This window comes from Actinoplanes sp. NPDC049598 (genome assembly GCF_040675435.1).
Lineage (GTDB): Bacteria > Actinomycetota > Actinomycetes > Mycobacteriales > Micromonosporaceae > Actinoplanes.
The window spans coordinates 95,134-113,527 of the sequence record NZ_JBFAOX010000020.1; the positions used below are offsets into that span (position 1 = coordinate 95,134).

15 protein-coding genes are annotated in these 18,394 nt (G+C 71.2%); 9 read left to right on the forward strand and 6 right to left on the reverse strand.

The window, feature by feature from the left end; translation table 11 throughout:
- Nucleotides 1-72: 72 nt before the first annotated feature.
- From trpB to AB0J66_RS35660, 4 genes are read left to right on the forward strand one after another with little or no spacing between them, the layout of a single operon-like run.
- A complete protein-coding gene (trpB, locus tag AB0J66_RS35645; protein WP_364670466.1) occupies nucleotides 73-1,215 on the forward strand; it encodes a tryptophan synthase subunit beta in 1,143 nt (380 codons plus the stop codon).
- A complete protein-coding gene (gene trpA / locus AB0J66_RS35650) occupies nucleotides 1,212-1,988 on the forward strand; it encodes a tryptophan synthase subunit alpha (RefSeq protein WP_364670468.1) in 777 nt (258 codons plus the stop codon). The genes trpB and trpA overlap by 4 nt, the downstream gene beginning before the upstream one ends.
- Complete coding sequence (locus AB0J66_RS35655; protein WP_364670471.1) at nucleotides 1,975-2,685, forward strand: GntR family transcriptional regulator; 711 nt, start codon at nucleotides 1,975-1,977, stop codon at nucleotides 2,683-2,685. The genes trpA and AB0J66_RS35655 overlap by 14 nt, the downstream gene beginning before the upstream one ends.
- Nucleotides 2,686-2,734: 49 nt before the next feature.
- A complete protein-coding gene (locus AB0J66_RS35660) occupies nucleotides 2,735-3,499 on the forward strand; it encodes a class I SAM-dependent methyltransferase (RefSeq protein WP_364670473.1) in 765 nt (254 codons plus the stop codon).
- A 7-nt stretch (nucleotides 3,500-3,506) separates the two neighbouring features.
- Here AB0J66_RS35660 and AB0J66_RS35665 read toward each other — a convergent pair whose 3' ends face one another.
- On the reverse strand, nucleotides 3,507-3,776 hold the full coding sequence (locus AB0J66_RS35665) for a DUF2277 domain-containing protein (protein WP_364670476.1): 270 nt from the start codon (nucleotides 3,774-3,776) through the stop codon (nucleotides 3,507-3,509).
- 215 nt (nucleotides 3,777-3,991) lie between these two features.
- On the opposite strand from AB0J66_RS35665, the gene AB0J66_RS35670 reads away from it, so the two are divergent.
- Nucleotides 3,992-4,738: an isocitrate lyase/phosphoenolpyruvate mutase family protein gene (locus AB0J66_RS35670; protein WP_364670478.1), complete on the forward strand. Its 747-nt coding sequence runs from the start codon at nucleotides 3,992-3,994 to the stop codon at nucleotides 4,736-4,738.
- 26 nt (nucleotides 4,739-4,764) lie between these two features.
- Nucleotides 4,765-5,163, forward strand: a complete 399-nt coding sequence (locus AB0J66_RS35675) for a DUF1992 domain-containing protein (protein WP_364670481.1) — start codon at nucleotides 4,765-4,767, stop codon at nucleotides 5,161-5,163.
- Here AB0J66_RS35675 and AB0J66_RS35680 read toward each other — a convergent pair.
- Complete coding sequence (locus AB0J66_RS35680; protein WP_364670483.1) at nucleotides 5,147-6,760, reverse strand: DUF6114 domain-containing protein; 1,614 nt, start codon at nucleotides 6,758-6,760, stop codon at nucleotides 5,147-5,149. The genes AB0J66_RS35675 and AB0J66_RS35680 overlap by 17 nt on opposite strands.
- Before the next feature lie 82 nt (nucleotides 6,761-6,842).
- Nucleotides 6,843-7,493 carry a DUF6230 family protein gene (locus AB0J66_RS35685; protein ID WP_364670485.1) on the reverse strand — a complete coding sequence of 217 codons (651 nt, stop codon included), beginning with the start codon at nucleotides 7,491-7,493 and terminating at the stop codon, nucleotides 6,843-6,845.
- Nucleotides 7,494-7,830: 337 nt separating this feature from the next.
- On the opposite strand from AB0J66_RS35685, the gene AB0J66_RS35690 reads away from it, so the two are divergent.
- Genes AB0J66_RS35690 through AB0J66_RS35700 form a run of 3 tightly spaced genes read left to right on the forward strand, consistent with a single transcriptional unit; the run spans nucleotide 7,831 to nucleotide 13,150 of the window.
- The gene (locus tag AB0J66_RS35690) at nucleotides 7,831-9,900 is read left to right on the forward strand and encodes a transglycosylase domain-containing protein (RefSeq protein WP_364670487.1); all 2,070 of its coding nucleotides are present in this window, start codon (nucleotides 7,831-7,833) and stop codon (nucleotides 9,898-9,900) included.
- A 47-nt stretch (nucleotides 9,901-9,947) separates the two neighbouring features.
- Nucleotides 9,948-11,189 (forward strand): GAF domain-containing sensor histidine kinase, encoded by a 1,242-nt coding sequence (locus AB0J66_RS35695; protein WP_364670490.1) that lies wholly within the window; start codon nucleotides 9,948-9,950, stop codon nucleotides 11,187-11,189.
- Nucleotides 11,186-13,150, forward strand: a complete 1,965-nt coding sequence (locus AB0J66_RS35700) for an ATP-binding protein (protein ID WP_364670492.1) — start codon at nucleotides 11,186-11,188, stop codon at nucleotides 13,148-13,150. Before AB0J66_RS35695 ends, AB0J66_RS35700 begins: the two co-directional genes overlap by 4 nt.
- Here AB0J66_RS35700 and AB0J66_RS35705 read toward each other — a convergent pair.
- From AB0J66_RS35705 to AB0J66_RS35715, 3 genes are read right to left on the reverse strand one after another with little or no spacing between them, the layout of a single operon-like run.
- Entirely contained in the window at nucleotides 13,095-15,644 is a 2,550-nt protein-coding gene (locus AB0J66_RS35705) for a molybdopterin cofactor-binding domain-containing protein (RefSeq protein WP_364670495.1), read from the reverse strand. The two genes, AB0J66_RS35700 and AB0J66_RS35705, sit on opposite strands and share 56 nt — an antisense overlap.
- Nucleotides 15,641-16,429, reverse strand: coding sequence for an FAD binding domain-containing protein (locus AB0J66_RS35710; RefSeq protein ID WP_364670498.1), 789 nt, complete (start codon nucleotides 16,427-16,429; stop codon nucleotides 15,641-15,643). The genes AB0J66_RS35705 and AB0J66_RS35710 overlap by 4 nt, the downstream gene beginning before the upstream one ends.
- Nucleotides 16,430-16,469: 40 nt before the next feature.
- Entirely contained in the window at nucleotides 16,470-17,912 is a 1,443-nt protein-coding gene (locus tag AB0J66_RS35715) for a hypothetical protein (RefSeq protein ID WP_364670500.1), read from the reverse strand.
- Nucleotides 17,913-18,394: the final 482 nt, after the last annotated feature.

An 18,394-nucleotide genomic window follows, 5' to 3' on the forward strand; every position in this document is an offset into this window, starting at 1 on the left:
TCTCCGCCGAGTTATGCAACACTTTGGCGGAGAGTTCTATAACTTTTGGAGCGGCAGATGATGTCCAACCTCATGACGGAACCGGCTGCCGGTCGCTTCGGCGACTTCGGCGGCCGGTTCGTCCCCGAGTCCCTCGTGCCGGCGTGTGCGGCCCTGTCCGCGGCCTTCCGCGACGCCTGGGCCGATCCGGCCTTCCGGGCCGAGCTCGACGAGCTGCTCGCCGTTTACGCGGGCCGGCCCACCCCGCTCACCCCGGCCCGCAATCTCTCCGCTGAGCTCGGCATCGAGCTGCTGCTCAAGCGGGAGGACCTGGCGCACACCGGCTCCCACAAAATCAACAACGTGCTGGGCCAGGCCCTGCTCGCCCGCCGGATGGGCAAGACCCGGCTGATCGCCGAGACCGGCGCCGGCCAGCACGGCGTCGCCACCGCCACGGCCGCCGCCCTGCTCGGGCTCGCCGCCACCGTCTACATGGGCGAGCGCGACATCGAGCGCCAACAGCTGAACGTGCTCCGCATGACGACGCTCGGAGCCGAGGTCGTCCCGGTCTCCAGCGGCAGCCGCACCCTCAAGGACGCGACGAACGAGGCGATGCGCGCCTGGGTCTCCGACGTCGACAACGCCCACTTCCTGCTCGGCTCGGTCGGCGGCCCCCATCCGTACCCGTGGATGGTCCGCGAGCTGCAGCGCGTGATCGGCGCCGAGGCCCGCCGGCAGAGCCCCGCGATCCCCGACGTGGTGGTGGCCTGCGTCGGCGGCGGTTCGAACGCGGCCGGCACCTTCGCCGGCTTCGTCGACACCGGCGCGCGGCTGGTCGGCGTCGAGGCGGCCGGCGGCGCGGCCATGACCAGCGGGTCGCCCGGCGTCGTGCACGGCGCCCGCTCGATGGTCCTGCAGGACGACGACGGCCAGGTCGCCGAGGCGGAGTCGATCGCGGCCGGCCTCGACTACCCCGGCGTCGGCCCCGAGCACGCCCACCTCGGCGCGATCGGCCGCGCCGAGTATCACGCGGTCAAGGACGCCGAGGTGGTCGACGCGGTCGGCCGCCTGGCCCGCGCCGAGGGCATCATCTGCGCGCTCGAGTCGGCCCACGCGGTCGCCTGGGTGCTGCGCGCCGCCGGCACTCCCGACCTGCCGACCGGCTCGCGCGTGATCCTCACCCTCTCCGGCCGCGGCGACAAAGACATGACCACCCTGATCGGCGGTGCCGCATGACCGCCCTCGTCCCGTACGTCACCGGCGGCATCACCGGCGACTGGACCGACTATCTGCTCGCCTACCAGGAGGCGGGCGCGACGGCGATCGAGATCGGGCTGCCGTTCTCCGACCCGATGCTCGACGGCGTCACCATCCAGCAGGCGTCCGACCGGGCCCTGTCCCGAGGCGTCACCGTGACCTCGATCCTTCAAGACCTGGTGCAGGTACGGGATCAGGTCCGCGTGCCGCTGATCGTCATGACCTACGCGAACCTCGTATTCCACCGCTCCCCGGCCGTCTTCTGCCGGCGGCTCGCCGAGGCCGGCGTCAGCGGCCTGATCGTCCCCGACCTGCCGGTGGACGAGGCCGCGCCCGTCGCCGACGCGGCCGCCGAGGCCGGCCTCGACCTGATCCCGCTGGTCGCCCCGGTCACGCCCGACGACCGGTTGGCCGAGATCGTGGCGCTCGGCCGCGGCTACATCTACGCGGTCAGCGTGATGGGCACGACCGGTGAGCGCACGGCGCTCGGCGGCTCCGCGGCCGGGCTCGCGGCTCGAGTCAAGGCGGTCACCGACCGGCCGGTGCTGATCGGCTTCGGCGTCTCGACGCCCGAGCAGGCGGCCGAGGCGGGACGCGCCGGGGACGGGGTGGTGGTGGGCGCCGCGCTGATGCGTAGGGTGCTTGACGGGGCCACGGCGGCAGATCTACGGGAGACCGTCGCGGCGCTCGCAGCAGCTCTGGAGGGTTCCGCTGACTACGCGTACGCCGAAGTATCAGGTGATCGCCGATGACCTGACCACGAAGATCCGCGCCGGCGAGCTGCCACCGGGTGCCGCCCTGCCCCCGCAACGCGAGCTCAGCGCCACGTACGGGGTGACGCTCGCGACGCTGCGCCAGGCCCTGAAACGGCTGGAGGACGACGGGTTGCTGTCCCAGCAGCCCGGCCGGGGAACGTTCGTGACCGAGCAGCGCCCCACGTATCTCCTGCACTCCATGCGGGGCTTCGCCGAGGACCTGCGCGAGCAGGGCCAGACGGTTGCCACGTATGTGCTGGGCCAGTCGGTGTCGCACCCGCCGCCGGCCTGGGCCGAGGCGCTGCTGGGCCAGGACTGGCCGGCGGTCCGGCTGGAACGCCTGCGTCTGCTGGCCGGCCGTCCCGCGGTCTACCAGCTCTCGTATGTTCGCGGCGTCGAGCTGGCCATGACCGACCTCAGCGAGATCTCGCTGTACGCCGCGCTCGCCGCCCATGGCATCGACGTCATCCGGGCGAGCGAGGCCATCCGCCCCGGTGTGCTCGACGAGGAAACGGCCGAGCTGCTCCGCCAGCCGCCCGGCACTCCCGTCTTCCTCTCCGAGCGCATCACCTACGACCCGGACGACGCCCCGGTGGTGGTCGACCGGGCCACCATCCTCGGCACTGTCCTCGAGATCCGCACCGACCGTGCCCTGACCGGCCTCACCATGCAGTGGACCCGCCCGCCCACCTGACGCCGTCGTCGCGGGGGGCCGGGTTGAGGCCGGTCGATAGGTTTCGGCCATGAGGACGCCATCGAACGATGCTGTGCAGCAATACGCGGGGACTACGGAGAACCTGACCGCGCGGATTGCCATACACGCGTATGGAACCAATCCGCAGGGGTGGTTCGCGTGGCTGGGGGAGCGGCTCGCCATCGGCGGGGACGTGCTCGAGGTGGGCGCGGGTACGGGGGAGCTGTGGCGGCATCTTGATCCGCGGCGGGCGGGGTTGCGGCTGACGCTCGTGGACTTCTCGGCGGCCATGTGTGAGCGGCTCCGGGAGGTGCCGGGGGCGGAGGTGCGTCAGGGGGACGCGGCGGACCTGCCCTTCGCGGACGGGTCGTTCGACGTGGTCATCGCGAATCACATGCTGTACCACGTCGATGAGCCGGATGCGGCGCTGCGCGAGTTCGCGCGGGTGCTGCGGCCAGGCGGGCGGCTCTTCACCGCGACCAACGGCCGCGAGCACATGGCCGAGCTCTTCGCCGTCGCGACGGCGGTGGGCAAGCGGGACGTGAGTGGGGTGGCTGCGCGCAGCCACTTCTTGGCTGAAGAGGCACCGAGGGCTGTGGGGCGGCACTTCCGTGAAGTCGTGAGCGAGGCCTACCCGGGTGACCTCGAGGTGCCGAGCGTCGAGCCGGTGGTTGCGTATCTGGCCAGTCTCTCCGGGCAGCGGCTTACGGCGGAGCAGCTTGCGGTGGCGCGTGAGGTTGTTCAGGCGCGGATCGATGCGGACGGGCACTTCCGGGTTCGCAAGCACACCGAGCTGATCAGCGCGACGCGTTGAGCTCGGGTCAGGAGGCGTAGCGGCGTTCGGCTCGGGCTCGGGCCTTGGCGGCCTCTTCTTCGCGGTTCTTGGGGGCGGCGGTGGTGACCAGGTCGGCCAGGAGTTCGGCGGTGGCTGCGGTCACGGCGGCGACGGCGCGGTCGAAGGCCTCCTGGTTGGCTTGGGACGGGCGGGTTGTGCCGGCGACCTTGCGGACGTACTGCAGGGCGGCGGCGTGGATCTCGTCGGGGGTGGCGGGCGGTTCGAAGTTGTGCAGCTGGTGGATGTTGCGGCACATCTGCGGTGTCCTTCCGGCGGAGATTCGGCCACTGGTCAACCTACGCCGCGGGTGTGACAGAAAGGGCCGAGCGGCGCGGGAACACGGCAAGCCGGGAAGAAGCGGGCAAGAGGGTGGCGCTAAGGGGCGGCGCGCGAATACACGGCAAGCCGGGAAATAGGGCGGGCGGTGATGGTTCGGGGTAAGCCGAAGTCTGGGGGGCCTAGCGTTCGGGCATGACGGAATTTGGGGAGCTGCATCGGCTGGGGCGGCCGCTCCTTCTGCCCAACGCCTGGGATGTGGCGTCGGCGTTTGCGCTGGCTGAGGCGGGGTTCATGGCCGTGGGGACGACCAGTCTCGGGGTGGCGGCGGCGAACGGGGTGCCGGACGGGGTGGGGCTGGCCCGGGCGGAGACGCTGGAGCTGGTGCGGCGGCTTCGGGGGCTGCCGGTTCCGCTGACTGTCGACGTGGAGAGTGCGGGGTCGGACTTCGCCTTGGAGCTGTACGAGGCGGGGGCGGCGGGCATCAACGTCGAGGACGGGCGGGCCGGTGGGGGGCTCGCCTCGATCGGGGAGCAGGTGGAGGTAATCGGGGCGATCAAGCAGGCGGCGCCCCGGCTTTTCGTCAACGCGCGCGTGGATACGTACTGGCTGGGTGTTGATCGCAGCGAGACCAAAGACCGGGCCGAGGCCTATCTGGCCGCTGGAGCCGACGGGGTTTTTGTGCCGGGGGTGCGGGCCGATGACGAGATCCGGGCGCTGCCGGGGCCGCTCAATGTTCTGCTGCTGCCGGGGATGACGGTGGGGCATCTGGCGGGGCTGGGGGTGGCCCGGATCAGCATGGGCTCGCTGCTCTACCGGGCCGCGCTCGATGCGGCGCTGGTCACCGCCGTGGCCATCCAGGAAGGGGCCTCGGCGCCGGCGGATGTCCGGACGTACGCGGAGACGGATCGCTTCGGCCAGGCGGCACACGGCGGTCGATAAACGCGGTAGTCGATAAAATTGCGGTCATGACGCACTGGTACGAGTCGTCGGTCGACCGGCAGCTTCGGGAGGCGGCGGAACGGGGCGAGTTCGACAACCTGGCCGGCAGTGGGAAGCCGTTCGCCGATCAGGGCAAGGAGTACGACGACGACTGGTGGGTCAAGGATTGGCTGCGGCGGGAGAACGCGACCGCCGGCGTCGTCCCGCCGACCTTGGCTCTGCGCCGGGAAGTCGAGGATCTTGAGGAGATCGTCGACCGGCTGCGCACCGAGCGTGAGGTGCGGGAGCGGGTCGACGGTCTCAACGAGCGGATCCGCAAGGCCAATGTGGGGCTGATGGACGGGCCGCCGGTGATCCTGGCCCCGCTCGACCCGGAGGCCGTGGTCGCGGGGTGGCGGGAGCGGCGGGCTACACCGTCTCGTTGATGTTCAGCGGCGCGCCGGTCAGGGTGTCGCAGCGGACGTACGCCAACTGGATCTTCACGTCGGTGAACCAGAGCACCGGCAGGGTCAGCGGCGGGGGCTGCTCCGGGGTGAACGTCACCGGGATGACGCCGAAGAGCTTGCCCTGGAAGTTCGGCGTGTAGAAGCGCACCGTGCCGTCGGTGACCAGCTCGTTGCTCTTGATCACGGTCCGGGCGCGGCCGGCCTCGTCGATGGTCAGGGTGAACGGCTTGTTCACCGCCTTGTCCATGCTGAACTTGAGCGCCTTGAAGCTGCCCTTGGCGGTCGGCATGTCGACCACGCCGTCGTACGTGGACTCGTACATGGTCAGCGACTTGACTTCCATGAGGCCCGGCTTCTCCGACACCTTGGGGATGTCGTCGGCGCTCGCCACCTTGCCCATCACGCGCGGTCCGAGGCAGGGGATCTCCTCGACGCTGGGGGAGGGCGTCGGTTTCGAGGTCGCAGGGGGCGTCGTCGGAGCGGTGGTGGGCGGCGTCGTAGGCGCTGACGTCGCAGGGGCGGAAGTCGACGGGGCCGAGGTGGCGGGAGCCGACGTGGCGGGAGCCGACGTGGGGGCGGAGGTCGGCGCCGGCGTGGTCTCCGACGGCGACGGCGACGTGCTCGGGGACTCGTCGTCACCGATGCCGAGCAGGTTGCCGAGGCCGTCGAAGAAGTCCTCCACCCCGTCCGCCACCGGGTTGCCGGCCGGGGCGGACGAGGAGGCGGACGCGGTGGGGGACGCCGACGGCGAGGCGGAACTCGCGGGGGCACTGGTCCCGCCCGCCGTCGGCTGGTTGGTGGCGGCCGTGGTGCCCGGGGGGACGGTCCGGGCACCACGGGCGGCGGTCACCGGCACCGAGGATGGCGGTGCCGAGGAGGCGGCGGCGCTGGTCGTGGCCGCGCGCGACGGCAGGCCCTCGGGGCATTCCACGGCCCGGGCCGGCCTGCCCGTGCCGGCCACCAGCACGCCGGTGGTCACGGCGAGGACCAGAAGGATCACGCCGAGCGTGCGGGGATGTACGCCGTTGCGGGGCTCCTCCGGCGGCAGGCCGGGGATGACCGCCGTGTCGGAGTTGTCAGAGTTGTCGGCAGACCGCAGGATCGGCCGCGTGGGCCGGTCGTCGTGCCCGGCGACCTCCATGTCGTCGTCGAAGTAGAGCTCGTCCGAGGTGGGCGGGGCCGGCGGCTCCTCGCCGGCGGCCGGGGCGGCGGGCTTGACCCGCGGCGGCCCCCAGGCGATCACCAGCGCGCCCCCGACGATCCCGATCATCATGCCGAGCAGGAACCCGCCGAGGTTGAGCCCGATGAACGAGTACAGCGCGGTCAGCAGCCCCACGATGCCGTAGAACAGCCGCTGCCCGGGCGACGCCCAGCTCAGCGCCCCGCTGAGGAGCATCATCAGCGGCAGCAGGTAGGAGAGGAAGCCTTGGGGGCCGAGGTGCACCTCCATGCTGCCCAGGCTCATGTTGGCGCTGAGAAACATCTCTATGCCGGACAACAGCAGGAAGAGCCCGCCCCAGAACGGCCGGCTGCGCCGCCACCGCCGGAACCTGCTCCAGAAGTCGTCTGTTGCCACGTGTGCTGCCCTCTCCAAGCAAAAATAGGGACCAACGGGTGAGGGCCCGCGGATCATGCGTTCCGCGAGCCCTCGAGGCCGATCACTCGTAGTAGCATTCCTTGCCCGACTGGGCGACGAAGAGCTTGAGGCTCATGCCGGTCAGCCGGAAGGTCGACGCCGAGGTCATGTACGCCTGCTGGCGCAGCCCGGTGATCGTGACGCTGTCGGCCTGCTGGCCGAAGCTGCCGACGTCGCCGTGGGCGTCCTCGCCCTTACGCCCGTCGGCGTCGAGCGTCGAGGCGTCCTGGCCGATGTCGATGCCCTTGAACTCGGCGTCACCGCTCAGCTCGGACATGCCGATCAGCAGGTCGTCGGCGTGAGCCGGCCGCTTGGGGTCGGAGCCCGCTTCGATCCGCAGCACCACCGGGCCGACGGCCACGGACTGGCACAGCTTGGTGATGTCGGCCGACTTGATGCCCGACATCGCCGCGACGACGTAGGGCTTGCCGGTGGTCGGCTGCACCTTCTCGGTGGGCAGCTGCTTGCTGTATTGGGTGAAGCCCTGGCCCACGAGCGAGTCGGCGGAGAGCTTGAACTGCTGGCCCCCCGACACCGAGAAGCTCGCGGCCAGCGCGCCCTGGGCCAGGGCGACGACCAGGCCCCCGGCGACCAGGGTGGGCACGCCCACCGCTACGGCGAAGCGGCGCCAGTTGGTACGTCCGTACGCCGGATCGCCTTGCGCATCCTTCACGGAACCTCCTAGTGAATTTGAAGACGGCTCCGAGCGGCGCGCAGAGAGGTCCGTCGATGCCGTCGGTTAACGTGCGGGAAATGTTGCCGCTGAGGTCAGCGAGTTACAAGAGGCGTGGCTACTAGTCAGTAACCCAGCTCACTTGATCTTGTTAACTCTCTGTGACAGCACAAAGAACGATGACCATTAATCCGGGCGAAACGACGGCCGGGAAGCTCAGTGACCGTCACCACACGTATAAGAGGGCGGCTAAGTTACGGATCGGTAACGAAACCCAGGTTGCTCTCAGGAAACGGTGTTACCGGTTGATCGAAGCACCGACGAAGGGGATCACCGGATGACCGAGAAAAGACGCGCCCTGGGCCGCCTGGGGGGCGTACTTGTGCTGGTCGGCGCCCTGGTCGGGGTGTCGGCCATCCCGGTCGGCGCCGTCCTGGGCGCGGGCGCCAAGTGGCAGAACAGCCAGGCCGACGAGCTGCCGGCCCAGCTGCTGAGCCCGTCCGCCTCGCAGGTCACCCGGATCTACGCCAACGACGGCAAGACGCTGATCACCACGTTCTACGACGAGGACCGGCACGACGTCACGCTGGCCCAGATCGCCCCGGTGATGCAGAACGCGATCGTCGCGGCCGAGGACACCCGCTTCTACGACCACGGCGGCGTCGACCTCAAGGGCCTGGCCCGGGCCTTCGTCAAGGACGCGAGCAGCGGCGCGGCCTCGCAGGGGGCCTCGACGCTGACCATGCAGCTGGTGCGCAACGTCCTCAAGGAGGACCCGACGCTGACCCCGGCCGAGCGGGCGGCCGCGACCGAGGACACCCCGGCCCGCAAGCTGCGCGAGATCGAGTACGCGGTCCAGCTCGAGACCAAGCTCAGCAAGAAGCAGATCCTGCAGAACTACCTGAATCTCGTGTATTTCGGCAACGGCGCGTACGGGATCGAGGCCGCCGCCCGCCGGGTCTTCGGCACCTCCCCGGCCAAGCTCGACCTGGCCCAGGCCGCGCTGATCGCCGGCATCGTGCAGTCACCGGACGCCGACAACCCGATCGGCGGCTCCAGGACCAAGGCCAAGGAGCGCCAGACGTACGTGCTCGCGGCCATGGTCAAGGCCGGCATGATCACCCAGGCCCAGAGCGACGCCGCGGTCAAGGAGAAGCTCACCTTCTCCGGCAAGACCCAGCCCAACGGCTGCGTCGACGCCACCGGCGAGACCGACGGCTGGGGCTTCTTCTGCGACTACATGCAGCGCTGGTGGGACCAGCAGCCGCAGTTCGGCAAGACCACCGCCGAGCGTGACGATGCCCTGCGCCGCGGCGGCTACTCCATCGTGACCACGCTCGACCCGGACATCCAGAAGAAGGCGGCCGCCGAGTCCCGCTCGGTCTACGGCCTGAAGAACAGCAAGACGCTGCCGCTCGCCGTGGTCCAGCCCGGCACCGGGAAGGTCCTGGCGCTGGCCGTCAACCGGCACTACGGCAGCGCGGTCAAGACCACCGACACGGTCAATCCGCTGATCAGCGGGGGCAACGGGCTGTACGGGTACCCGTCCGGCTCGACCTTCAAGATGTTCACCATGCTGGCCGCCCTGGAGAAGGGCCTGCCGCTGAACACCGGCTACGACACCAAGTCGCCCGAGGTCACCGAGTGGACCGACTGGGGCGAGGGCAACTGCGACGGCAAATACTGCCCGGGCAACGACAACCCGGCCTGGATGGACGGCTTCCGCACCATGTGGGACGGCTTCGGGCGCTCGGTCAACACGTACTTCGTCCGGCTCGAGGAGCAGGTCGGCCCGGCCGCCGTGGTCGAGATGGCCCAGCGCCTGGGCATCAGCTTCGCCAACCCGGCCGACAAGAAGCAGGCCGACACCAGCGCCTCCACCTGGGGTTCGTTCACGCTGGGGGTCATCGACACCACCCCGCTCGAGCTGGCCTCGGCCTACGCGACCGTGGCGGCCGAGGGGACGTACTGCGCGCCCCTGCCGGTCTCCTCGATCACGAACTCGGACGGGACGAGGGTCCCGGTCGCCGGCTCCTGCAAGAAGGTGCTGGACACCGAGGTGGCGCGGGCCGCGACCGACGCCGCCCGGTGCCCGGTCGGCCAGCAGAGCTCCTACGGCAAGTGCAACGGCGGCACCGGCGAGCAGGTCGCAGGCATCTTCGGCGGCATCCCGGTGGCCGGCAAGACCGGGAGCACCGAGGACAACCGGACCGAGACCTTCGTCGGCTTCACGCCCACGATGGCCGCCGCCGGCATCGCCAACGACCCGGTCAACCCGTCCGATCACGTCGGCTCGGGGGTCGAGGCCGAGGTGGTCACCGCGGTCGCGAGGACGCTGAAGTACGCCGTGGGGGACGACTCCGGGGACTTCACCCCGCCCGGCGACGCCATCGCCTTCGGGGGATGAACCGGACAAGCCTCAGCCCGGGGTGGTCGCCTGCCGACTAGAACCAAGTGAGGACCGCCCACGAGCAGCGCCGCCTGGCGGCCCTGCACGAGTACGGCCTGCTGGACGCGCCGGCCGGTGACGAGCTCGAGGCCGTCGTCCGGGTGGCGGCCACGCTGGCCGGGGTGCCCACCGCCACGCTCAACCTGATCGACGAGAACCGGCAGTGCCAGCTCACGAGCACGGGCTTCGAGGGCAGCATCACCGACCGTACGGACTCGATGTGCGCGGTCCGTTTCGAGACGGGCGAGTTCACGTACCTGCCCGACGCCCGCACCGACCCGGCCTACGCCGACAATCCCTGGGTGACCGGCCGGCTGGCCGACGTCCGCTTCTACGTCTCGATCCCGCTGGTCACCCCCCAGGGGTACGCGCTCGGGTCGCTCTGCGTGTTTCACAACGAGCGGCACGAGCTGACCGGGGAGCAGCTGGAGCGCCTGAATGACCTGGCCCAGGTGATGCTGGCCCTGTTCGAGCGCCGCCGGCAGGCCCGGGTCGTGCAGGCCCAGCACGCCGAGCTGGAGCGCGCGCACGCGAAGCGTTCGGCCACGATCGCCGAGTTGCGCCGGTCCAACCTCGAGCTCGAGCAGTTCGCCGGGGTGGTCAGCCACGACCTGGCCGCCCCGCTGAGCGTGGTCAGCGGGTATCTGGAGCTGCTGGAGGAACGGATCGCCGGCGCCGACCCGCAGTCCGGCAAGTGGCTCGCCGCCGGCACCCGCGCCGTGGGCCGGATGCAGCGGCTGATCACCTCCCTGCTGCGCTACGCCCGGGCCGGGAACGCGCCCTACGAGCCCGAGCCGGTGCCGCTGGGCGAGCTGGTCGAGCTGGCCCTGACCGACCTGCGCGGCAACGTCGACGGCGCGACCGTGGTGGTGCAGGACGACCTGCCCGTGATCGAGGGCGACCCCGTCCTGGTCCGTCAGCTGCTGCAGAACCTGATCGGCAACGCGCTGAAGTACCGCCGCGACGACCGGCCCTGCCGCATCGAGATCGCCGCCGTGCCGCTGCGGCGCGGCTGCTGGCGGGTCCAGGTGGCCGACAACGGCCGGGGCATCCCGGCCGAGCAGCGCGACCGCGTCTTCGAGATGTTCGCTCAGGTCGACCCGGCGTCCGGGATGGGCCACGGGGTCGGGCTCTCCACCTGCCAGCGGATCATCGAACGACACGGCGGGCAGATCCACGCCGAGGAGACGCCGGGCGGCGGCACCACGGTCTGGTTCACGCTGCCGGCTCTGGGACGGCCGGCGTGAGGGGCGGCCGCACCATGTTCTCGTCGCTGCGCATCCGGGTCGCCGGTGGTTTCGCGGGCCTGCTCGCCCTGTTCCTGCTGCTCATCGTCGGTCAGTTCGTGGTCGGCGACCGGCTCCGGATCGAGCACATCAAGAACACCGAGCGGGTGGACGCGCTCTCCGACACCAACCAGTCGGTCCTGCAGGAGATGACCAACGCCGAGACCGCCGTCCGCGGGTTCCAGCTCACCGGGGACAACAGCTTCCTGCAGCCGTACGAGGGCGGGCGCGCGACGGCCTTCGACGCGCTCGACCGGCTCGCCGCGGGCGTCGACGACCCCGAGGTGAACCGGCTGGTGCAGAGTCAGCGGGACGCCGCCGAGAGCTGGCTCTACGCGTACGCGATCCCGATCGTGAACGCCGGGCAGGCCGATTCCGACCCGGCCCGGCTCGTCCGGGGCAAGGAGCTGTTCGACGACGTCCGCACCGCCAACTCGGACGTCTCGGCGGCCATCGACGCCTACGGCGACGCCCTGGCCCGCGACGAGCGGGGCGACTCCCGGACCGCCGGCCTGCTGTTCGGCGCCCTGGCCGTGCTCGTCGTGCTGGCCGGGATGGGCCTGGCCCTGCTCCACCAGCGGCACCTGCTGGCCCCGCTGGAGGACATCCGGGTCACCCTGCGGCGGCTGGCCGACGGCGACCTGAACGCGCGCGCCCGCCCGGTCGGCCCGGGGGAGCTGCGGGCCGTGGCCGGCACGGTCAACGACCTGGCGGCCGAGACCGAACGGCTGATCACCGCCGAGCGGGCCCGGGCCGCCCGTAGCGAGCTGCGCCAGGCCGTCGCGGCCGAGCTGCGCTCCGACGGCGACCCCAAGGAGATCGGCTGGCGGATGGCGATGCTGGTCGGCAACGCGATGGGCGCCGACGCGGTCTACGGCCGCGTGACCATCCAGCCCGGCGAGCGGTTCGAGGTGCACTGGCCGCCGAACGCGGCCACCCTCGACCCGATGGTCAGCGAGGAGCTGAAGAACACCCCGGCCGGGCAGGCGATCACCCCGGCCACGCTGCCGGGCGGGCTCGCCGTGGCGATGAGCGGGGACACCGGCTGCCCGCCGGGCATGGTCTGCGTGGTGCGGCCCGGGCGGCCCGAGTGGACGCCCGAGGAGCGGCGGCTGCTGGCCGCGCTGTCCCGGGAGATCGACCACAACGTGCACCAGTTCCGGCTGCAGCTGCGCCAGGCCCGGCTGATCAGCGAGCTGCGCGTGCTCGACGAGCAGAAGGACGTCTTCGTCTCGACCGTGACCCACGAGCTGCGCACACCGCTGACCAGCATCCTGGGCTACACCGAGATGCTGGTGGAGGACGAGGACGACAGCTTCACCCCGATCCAGAAGCGCGGGCTCGACGCGATCCTGCGCAACGCCAACCGCCTGCAGGAGACCGTCACCGACCTGCTGCTGCTGGACCGCTCCAACGAGCGGGTCGGGGCCGAGGCCGTCCCGGTCGACGTGGCCGCGGTCGTCGACGGCCTCTACGAGAGCCTGGGCACCGCGGCCCGGGCCAAGGACCTGCGGTGGGACGTGTCGACCGAGCCGGCCTGGGTGATCGGCGACGCCACCCAGCTCGAACGGGCGCTGCGCAACCTGCTGGAGAACTCGATCAAGTTCACCGATCAGGGCGGCCGGCTCGAATGCCGGGTGGCCACCGCGAACGAGCAGGTCGTCATCGAGATCAGCGACACCGGCATCGGCATCCCGGCCGACGATCTGCCGGGCCTGTTCACTCCGTTCCACCGCGCGTCGAACGCCATGCATCAGGCCGTGCAGGGCTCCGGGCTGGGCCTGGCCATCGTGCGCAACATCGTCAGCGAGCACGGCGGCACGGTCACCGCCCGCTCCGACCTCGACCAGGGCAGCACGTTCACGATCAAACTGCCCCTGAGCCAGCCTCTCGCAGAGCCGACCAGATCCGGTCACGCGTGAAGGGCAACTGCGTCAGCCGTACGCCCGTGGCGTCGCGCACGGCGTTGGCCAGCGCCGGGGCCACCGGGTTGAACGGGCTCTCGCTCATCGACTTCGCGCCCAGCGGCCCGATCATGTCCTCCGTGTCGGCGAACAGCACCTCGGTGCGCGGCACGTCGGCGTACGTCGGCAGGTGATACTGCCGGAACCCGGTGGTGGTGACCCGGCCCTCGGCGTCGAGGTCGACGTGCTCGGCCAGCGCCGCCCCGAGCGCCTGGGCCACGCCGCCCTCGATCTGGCCGCGCAGCTGCACCGGGTTCATCACCGTGCCGGCGTCGGCGCTGTGCACGCTGCGCAGGATCCTGAGCTCGCCGGTGTCCGGGTCGACGGCGACGCGGAACCAGTGCGCGTTGAACGCGACCGAGCGCGGGGTGCCGCCCCAGTGCCCGTCGGCGCTGGTCACGCCGTCGCCGTCGTCCAGATGGGCGCGCAACGCCCGGGCCGCGTGCAGGACGGCCTTCCCGGCCACGACCACGCCCGTCGACCCGAAGGCGCCCGTGTCGTGGCGTACGGCATCGGTGTCTGATTGTCGCAAGATGATCCGGTCGGGGGTCACGCCCAGGGCGTCGGCCGCGATCTGGCAGTGCACGGTCGAGCTGCCGTTGCCGAACTCGGCCGTGCCCACGGCGACTTCGAAGCGGCCGTCGTCCAGTCTCGTGACCGTGGCGTCGGCGTAGTGGCCGCCCGGTGGCCCGGCGGCGATCATCGTGATCGCCATGCCGTCGCCGACCAGCCAGCCTTCTGGGGAAATGTCCGTGATATCGGACGCGTGCCGGAGGTGATCCAGGCATTGATCGAGCCCATAACTCGCGATCGTCAGGTCGTCGGCGTGATCGCCGGGAGCGGTCAGATCCTCGCCGGGGCGGACGACGTTGCGGGCGCGGATGTCGATCGGGTCGAGGCCCAGGCGGCGGGCCAGCTCGTCCAGGGCCGACTCGACGGCGAACGACACCTGGCCCAGGCCGTAGCCCCGGAACGCGCCGGCGGGAACGGTGTTGGTGTAGACCGACCAGGCGTCGGTCCGCATGTTGGGGCACCGGTAGACCGCGATCGACTCGTGGCAGCCGTGATACATCACCGAGGGCCCGTGGTTTCCGTACGCCCCGGTGTTGGAAACGACCTCGAGGTGCAGCGCCGTGAGCGTCCCGTCGACCCGGGCCCCCGCCCGGACCTTGACCTCGAACGGATGGCGGGTGGTGGCGCCGGTGAACTGCTCGGCCCGGGTGAACTCGAGCTTGACCGGCCGTCCGAGGCGCAGCACGGCCAGCGCCACCAGATCCTCGGCCAGCATCTCCTGTTTGCCGCCGAAGCCGCCGCCGACCCGGCCCGCGATCACCCGCACCCGCTCCGGCGCCAGGTCGAACAGCGACGCCACGGCCCGGCGGGTCAGGAACGGGGTCTGCGTGCTCGACCGGATCACCAGCCGGCCGTCGTCGTCGAGCCAGCCCACCGCGCCGTGCGTCTCCAGGCTGGCGTGCTGCACCCGCGGCGTCCGGAAGGTCTCCTCGTAGATCTCGTCGGCCGCGGCCCAGCCGGCGTCGAGATCGCCCAGTTCGGCGTGCAACTGGCCGACGATGTTGCCCGCCGGGTGCACCCGTGGGGCGTCCTCGGCCATGGCCTCTCGCGGCGTCAGGACGTGGGGCAGCACCTCGTAGTCGACGGCCAGCGCGCGGCACCCGGCCTCGGCGGCGGCCTCCGAGGTGGCCACGACGGCGGCGACGCGCTGCCCCACGAACCGGACGACGTCGTCGAGCACCCGGGTGTCGGCCGGGTCCTCGCCGGCGTTCTCGTGCTGGGCGGTGGAGAAGAGCCGGACCGGGGCGTCGGCGTGGGTGAGCACCAGCTCGACCCCGGGCACGGCCAGGGCGGCCTCGGTGCGAACGGCCGTGATCCGGGCGTGCGCATGCGGCGAGCGCAGCACCTTGAGGTGCAGCACGCCGGGCACGTCCAGGTCGAACGTGTAGCGGGCCCGGCCGGTGACGATGCCGGGGCCGGCGGGTGCTTCCACGCCGGCTCCGACGGATTCGCCGGCAACGGGCTCGGCCGTGTGGACCACGCCGGCCATGGCGTCGGCGATCGCGCGATACCCCGTACAGCGGCAGAGGTTGCCCTTGAAAGCTCTCGGCAGGTCGCTGCGCTGGTCGTCGGTGAGGGCGGCCGCGGTCATCAGGTAGCCCGCGGTGCAGAAGCCGCACTGGAAGGCCTGCGCGCCGAGGAAAGCCTGCTGCACCGGGTGGTCGAGGCCCTCGATGGTGGTGACGTCGCGGTCGGCGGCGCGGAAGGCGGGATAGACGCACGAGTGCACCGGGCGGCCGTCGACATGCACCGTGCAGGCGCCGCAGTCACCGGTGTCGCAGCCCTTCTTGACGCCGAAGCAGCCCTCTTCCCGCAGGTAGGTGCGCAGGCACTGGCCCGGGCGCGGGGCACGGTCGTGCTCCTGTCTGTTGATCCTCACAGCGTCAGCTCCTGGCGGATCTCCTCCGCGTAGAGCCTGGTCATATGCCTTCGCCAGGCCGGTGTCCCATGCACGTCGTCGAGGTAGGCGTCGTCGGGGATCTGCTCAGTGAGCGCCACCTGTAGTTGTTCCTGGCTCGGACTTGTTCGAAATATCAGCTTATGGGGGCGCTTGGTGGCAGCGGTCACGGTCAAGCTGCCTCGCCTTCCGATCAACAGCACTCCGGATCGTCCGTGGGCATGCAAAGACCCTTGGCGGTACGCGGTGACGGCGGTCAGCGCCTCGGCGGGCAGGTGAATCGACCGGAGGAGCTCGCCGTCCTTCAAGACGGTGGTGCCCTCGCCGGTCACGAACTCCTCGACCGGCACCCGGCGCTCGCCGTCCGGGCCCTGCAGCAGGCACGTCCCATCCAAAGCGGCCCCCATGGCGATCATCGGCCCGGCCGGCAGCGCGGCGCACAGATTCCCGCCGACGGTCGCCACGTTCCAGATCTTGAACGAGGCGAGGAACGCGTGGCAGCACTTCCCGATGATGTCGCAGCCGCTCGCCGCCAGCTCGTCGCCATGCGCCGCCAGCTCGGCGATCGTGCAGGTGGCCGCGATCTCCAAGCCGTCGTCACGGCGGGTGAGGGCGGGCCAGCCGGCGGTCGTCAGGTCGAGCAGCCGGGTCAGGTGCGGGCGCGGCTCGGCGAACAGGGCCGTGCCCCCGCCCAGCCAGGCGTCACCCGGGCGCCACTGGCCGACCTCGGCGGGGCTGACCACCTCGGAGACAGTGTTCAGATCCACGTTCGTACGCTACGCGCTCCGTGTTACCGATCGTCACTTCTCAGACTTCAAGACCCAGCACCAGGGCTGTCCCGGCGGTGGCCACGGCCCACGCCGCGTACAGCAGGAGGGGCCGCCTGGGCACCTCGATCTCGGGCGGCGGCGGAAGCGGGCTCAGCGCCAGCGACCGGGTGCGCGACTCCCGCAACGCGGCCACCAGCTGATCGGCGGTCCGCTGACTCTTCGGCTTGGGCCACGGCGGCGGCGCCGGCACGGTCATCACGGACTCGCCGGCGGTCAGCACGATGCTGTTGCCGTCGTCGTGGACGATCGCGCTGTCGATCGCCCACGGCTGCCGGTCAAGACCGTGGAAGCCGACCGCCGCGACGCCACCCGCATGCCAGCGCAGCCGCGGCCGCAGCTGCGACCGCCACCCGAACTCGAACCCGGCCGCCGCCGCCACCGCGACCAGCACGCTGGTCGCGGTGGCCGGCAACACGAACACGTGGCCGAGCTCGCCCACCGCCACCGCCGACCCGACCCCGATCGTCAGCGTCGTCGTCCAGGCCCGCAGCGGCGCCACCCGGTGCTCGCGCGCCTCGAACGCCCCCGCCTCCCGGTCGTCCGGCTGCAGCGCCTCCGGGTCGACCAGCTGCTCCTCGTCGTCCTCGATCTCCCGCGGCAGCCCGTGCACCACATCGAACGGCACGGTGATGACATCACCGACCGGCCCGACCGGCACATGCAGCCGGTCACCCACCTCCAGCGCACACCACTCACCCTTCCGCGGATGCCCGTAGAGCACCCCCGGCACCGTGTGCACCTCATCGTCGTCATCGTCCCGCGGCTCCGGCTCGGCCACATCAAAGGCGAACTCCAGCGCCGTCTGATCATCCTCGGCCGGCACCAGCACGTGCACATAGCCCTCCTGCTCGACGGCCCGCACCGCATGCACCGGCTGCGGATGGTTGAACAGCCGCCGCACCGCCCCCTGATGCCTGACCGCCCGCGCCAGCAGCGCACACCCCAGCCCGAACGCGGCAACGGCCCCCGCCACCCAGGGCACCGCCCCCTCATCCAAGGCGACCCAGGCCACCCCCGCCGCCGACAGCACCAGCAACGCAAACCCGCCCACCTCAGCCGGCGCCGCCACCCGCGGCACCCCCACCGGAGCCGGCGGCCTCCGATGCGGCACCGGAAGCTCCTGGACCGGCCGGTCCTTCTGCGCCACCCCCACGCTGACCAGCGCCCAGCCCCACACCACCAGAACCGCCCCGAAACTGGTAGCCAACGGCGTCCACAAAACCGCCCCCAGCAACCCGGCCCACGCCGCCGCCCCCCGATGCGCATAAACCATCAAACCCGGCGCCAGCAGCACCCCCAGCCCCAGCCACCGCGCCACCGGCGACGGATCCGAAACCCCACCAAGCACCCCGAAGAGCAGCAGAAACGCCACCAGCCCACCGGCCGGCACCACGCTCTCCACCCGCATCAGGACACGCATGCCCCCATGGTCGGCGAACCCACGCCCCCACGAGGCCAAAACCTCCGAGTAAGCCTCACGTCTCGCCGCCGCGGCCGCGCGGCTCAACGGGCCGCCCGCTTCACTCGCACCGTCGTCGCCTTCCCGGCCCGCCATGCCCGAGTGGTGTTGCGCTGCGGTCTCCGTGTCGCTGTGTGGTGGGGTGCGCTTGGCTGGGCGAGGGGTGGTGGGCGTGGTGTTGCGCTGCGGTCTCCGTGTCGCTGTTGTGGTGCGGTGCGCTTGGCCGGCCGCGGGGTGGTGGGCGCGGGGTAGCGCTGGGGTCTCCGTGTCCCGGCTTCGGCTGGTTGCGGCCCGCTCGCCACGGGTCGCCCGTCGCGGTCGCGCTTTCGGGCCGTCTTGCGCTGAGTAATTCCTGCAGGCGCATTCGCGCGCCTTCTTTCGTCGGTCCTCCGTCATCTCTGATGTCAAAGAATAACGTGCGCAGAGATCACATTCCAGCCGCT

Bases quoted from the DNA above. Each gene is read 5' to 3' on its own strand.
- trpB (WP_364670466.1), top strand. From the start codon at position 73: ATGACGGAACCGGCTGCCGGTCGCTTCGGCGACTTCGGCGGCCGGTTC.
- trpA (WP_364670468.1), top strand. From the start codon at position 1,212: ATGACCGCCCTCGTCCCGTACGTCACCGGCGGCATCACCGGCGACTGG.
- AB0J66_RS35660 (WP_364670473.1), top strand. From the start codon at position 2,735: ATGAGGACGCCATCGAACGATGCTGTGCAGCAATACGCGGGGACTACG.
- AB0J66_RS35665 (WP_364670476.1), bottom strand. From the start codon at position 3,776: ATGTGCCGCAACATCCACCAGCTGCACAACTTCGAACCGCCCGCCACC.
- AB0J66_RS35670 (WP_364670478.1), top strand. From the start codon at position 3,992: ATGACGGAATTTGGGGAGCTGCATCGGCTGGGGCGGCCGCTCCTTCTG.
- AB0J66_RS35675 (WP_364670481.1), top strand. From the start codon at position 4,765: ATGACGCACTGGTACGAGTCGTCGGTCGACCGGCAGCTTCGGGAGGCG.
- AB0J66_RS35690 (WP_364670487.1), top strand. From the start codon at position 7,831: ATGACCGAGAAAAGACGCGCCCTGGGCCGCCTGGGGGGCGTACTTGTG.
- AB0J66_RS35715 (WP_364670500.1), bottom strand. From the start codon at position 17,912: ATGCGTGTCCTGATGCGGGTGGAGAGCGTGGTGCCGGCCGGTGGGCTG.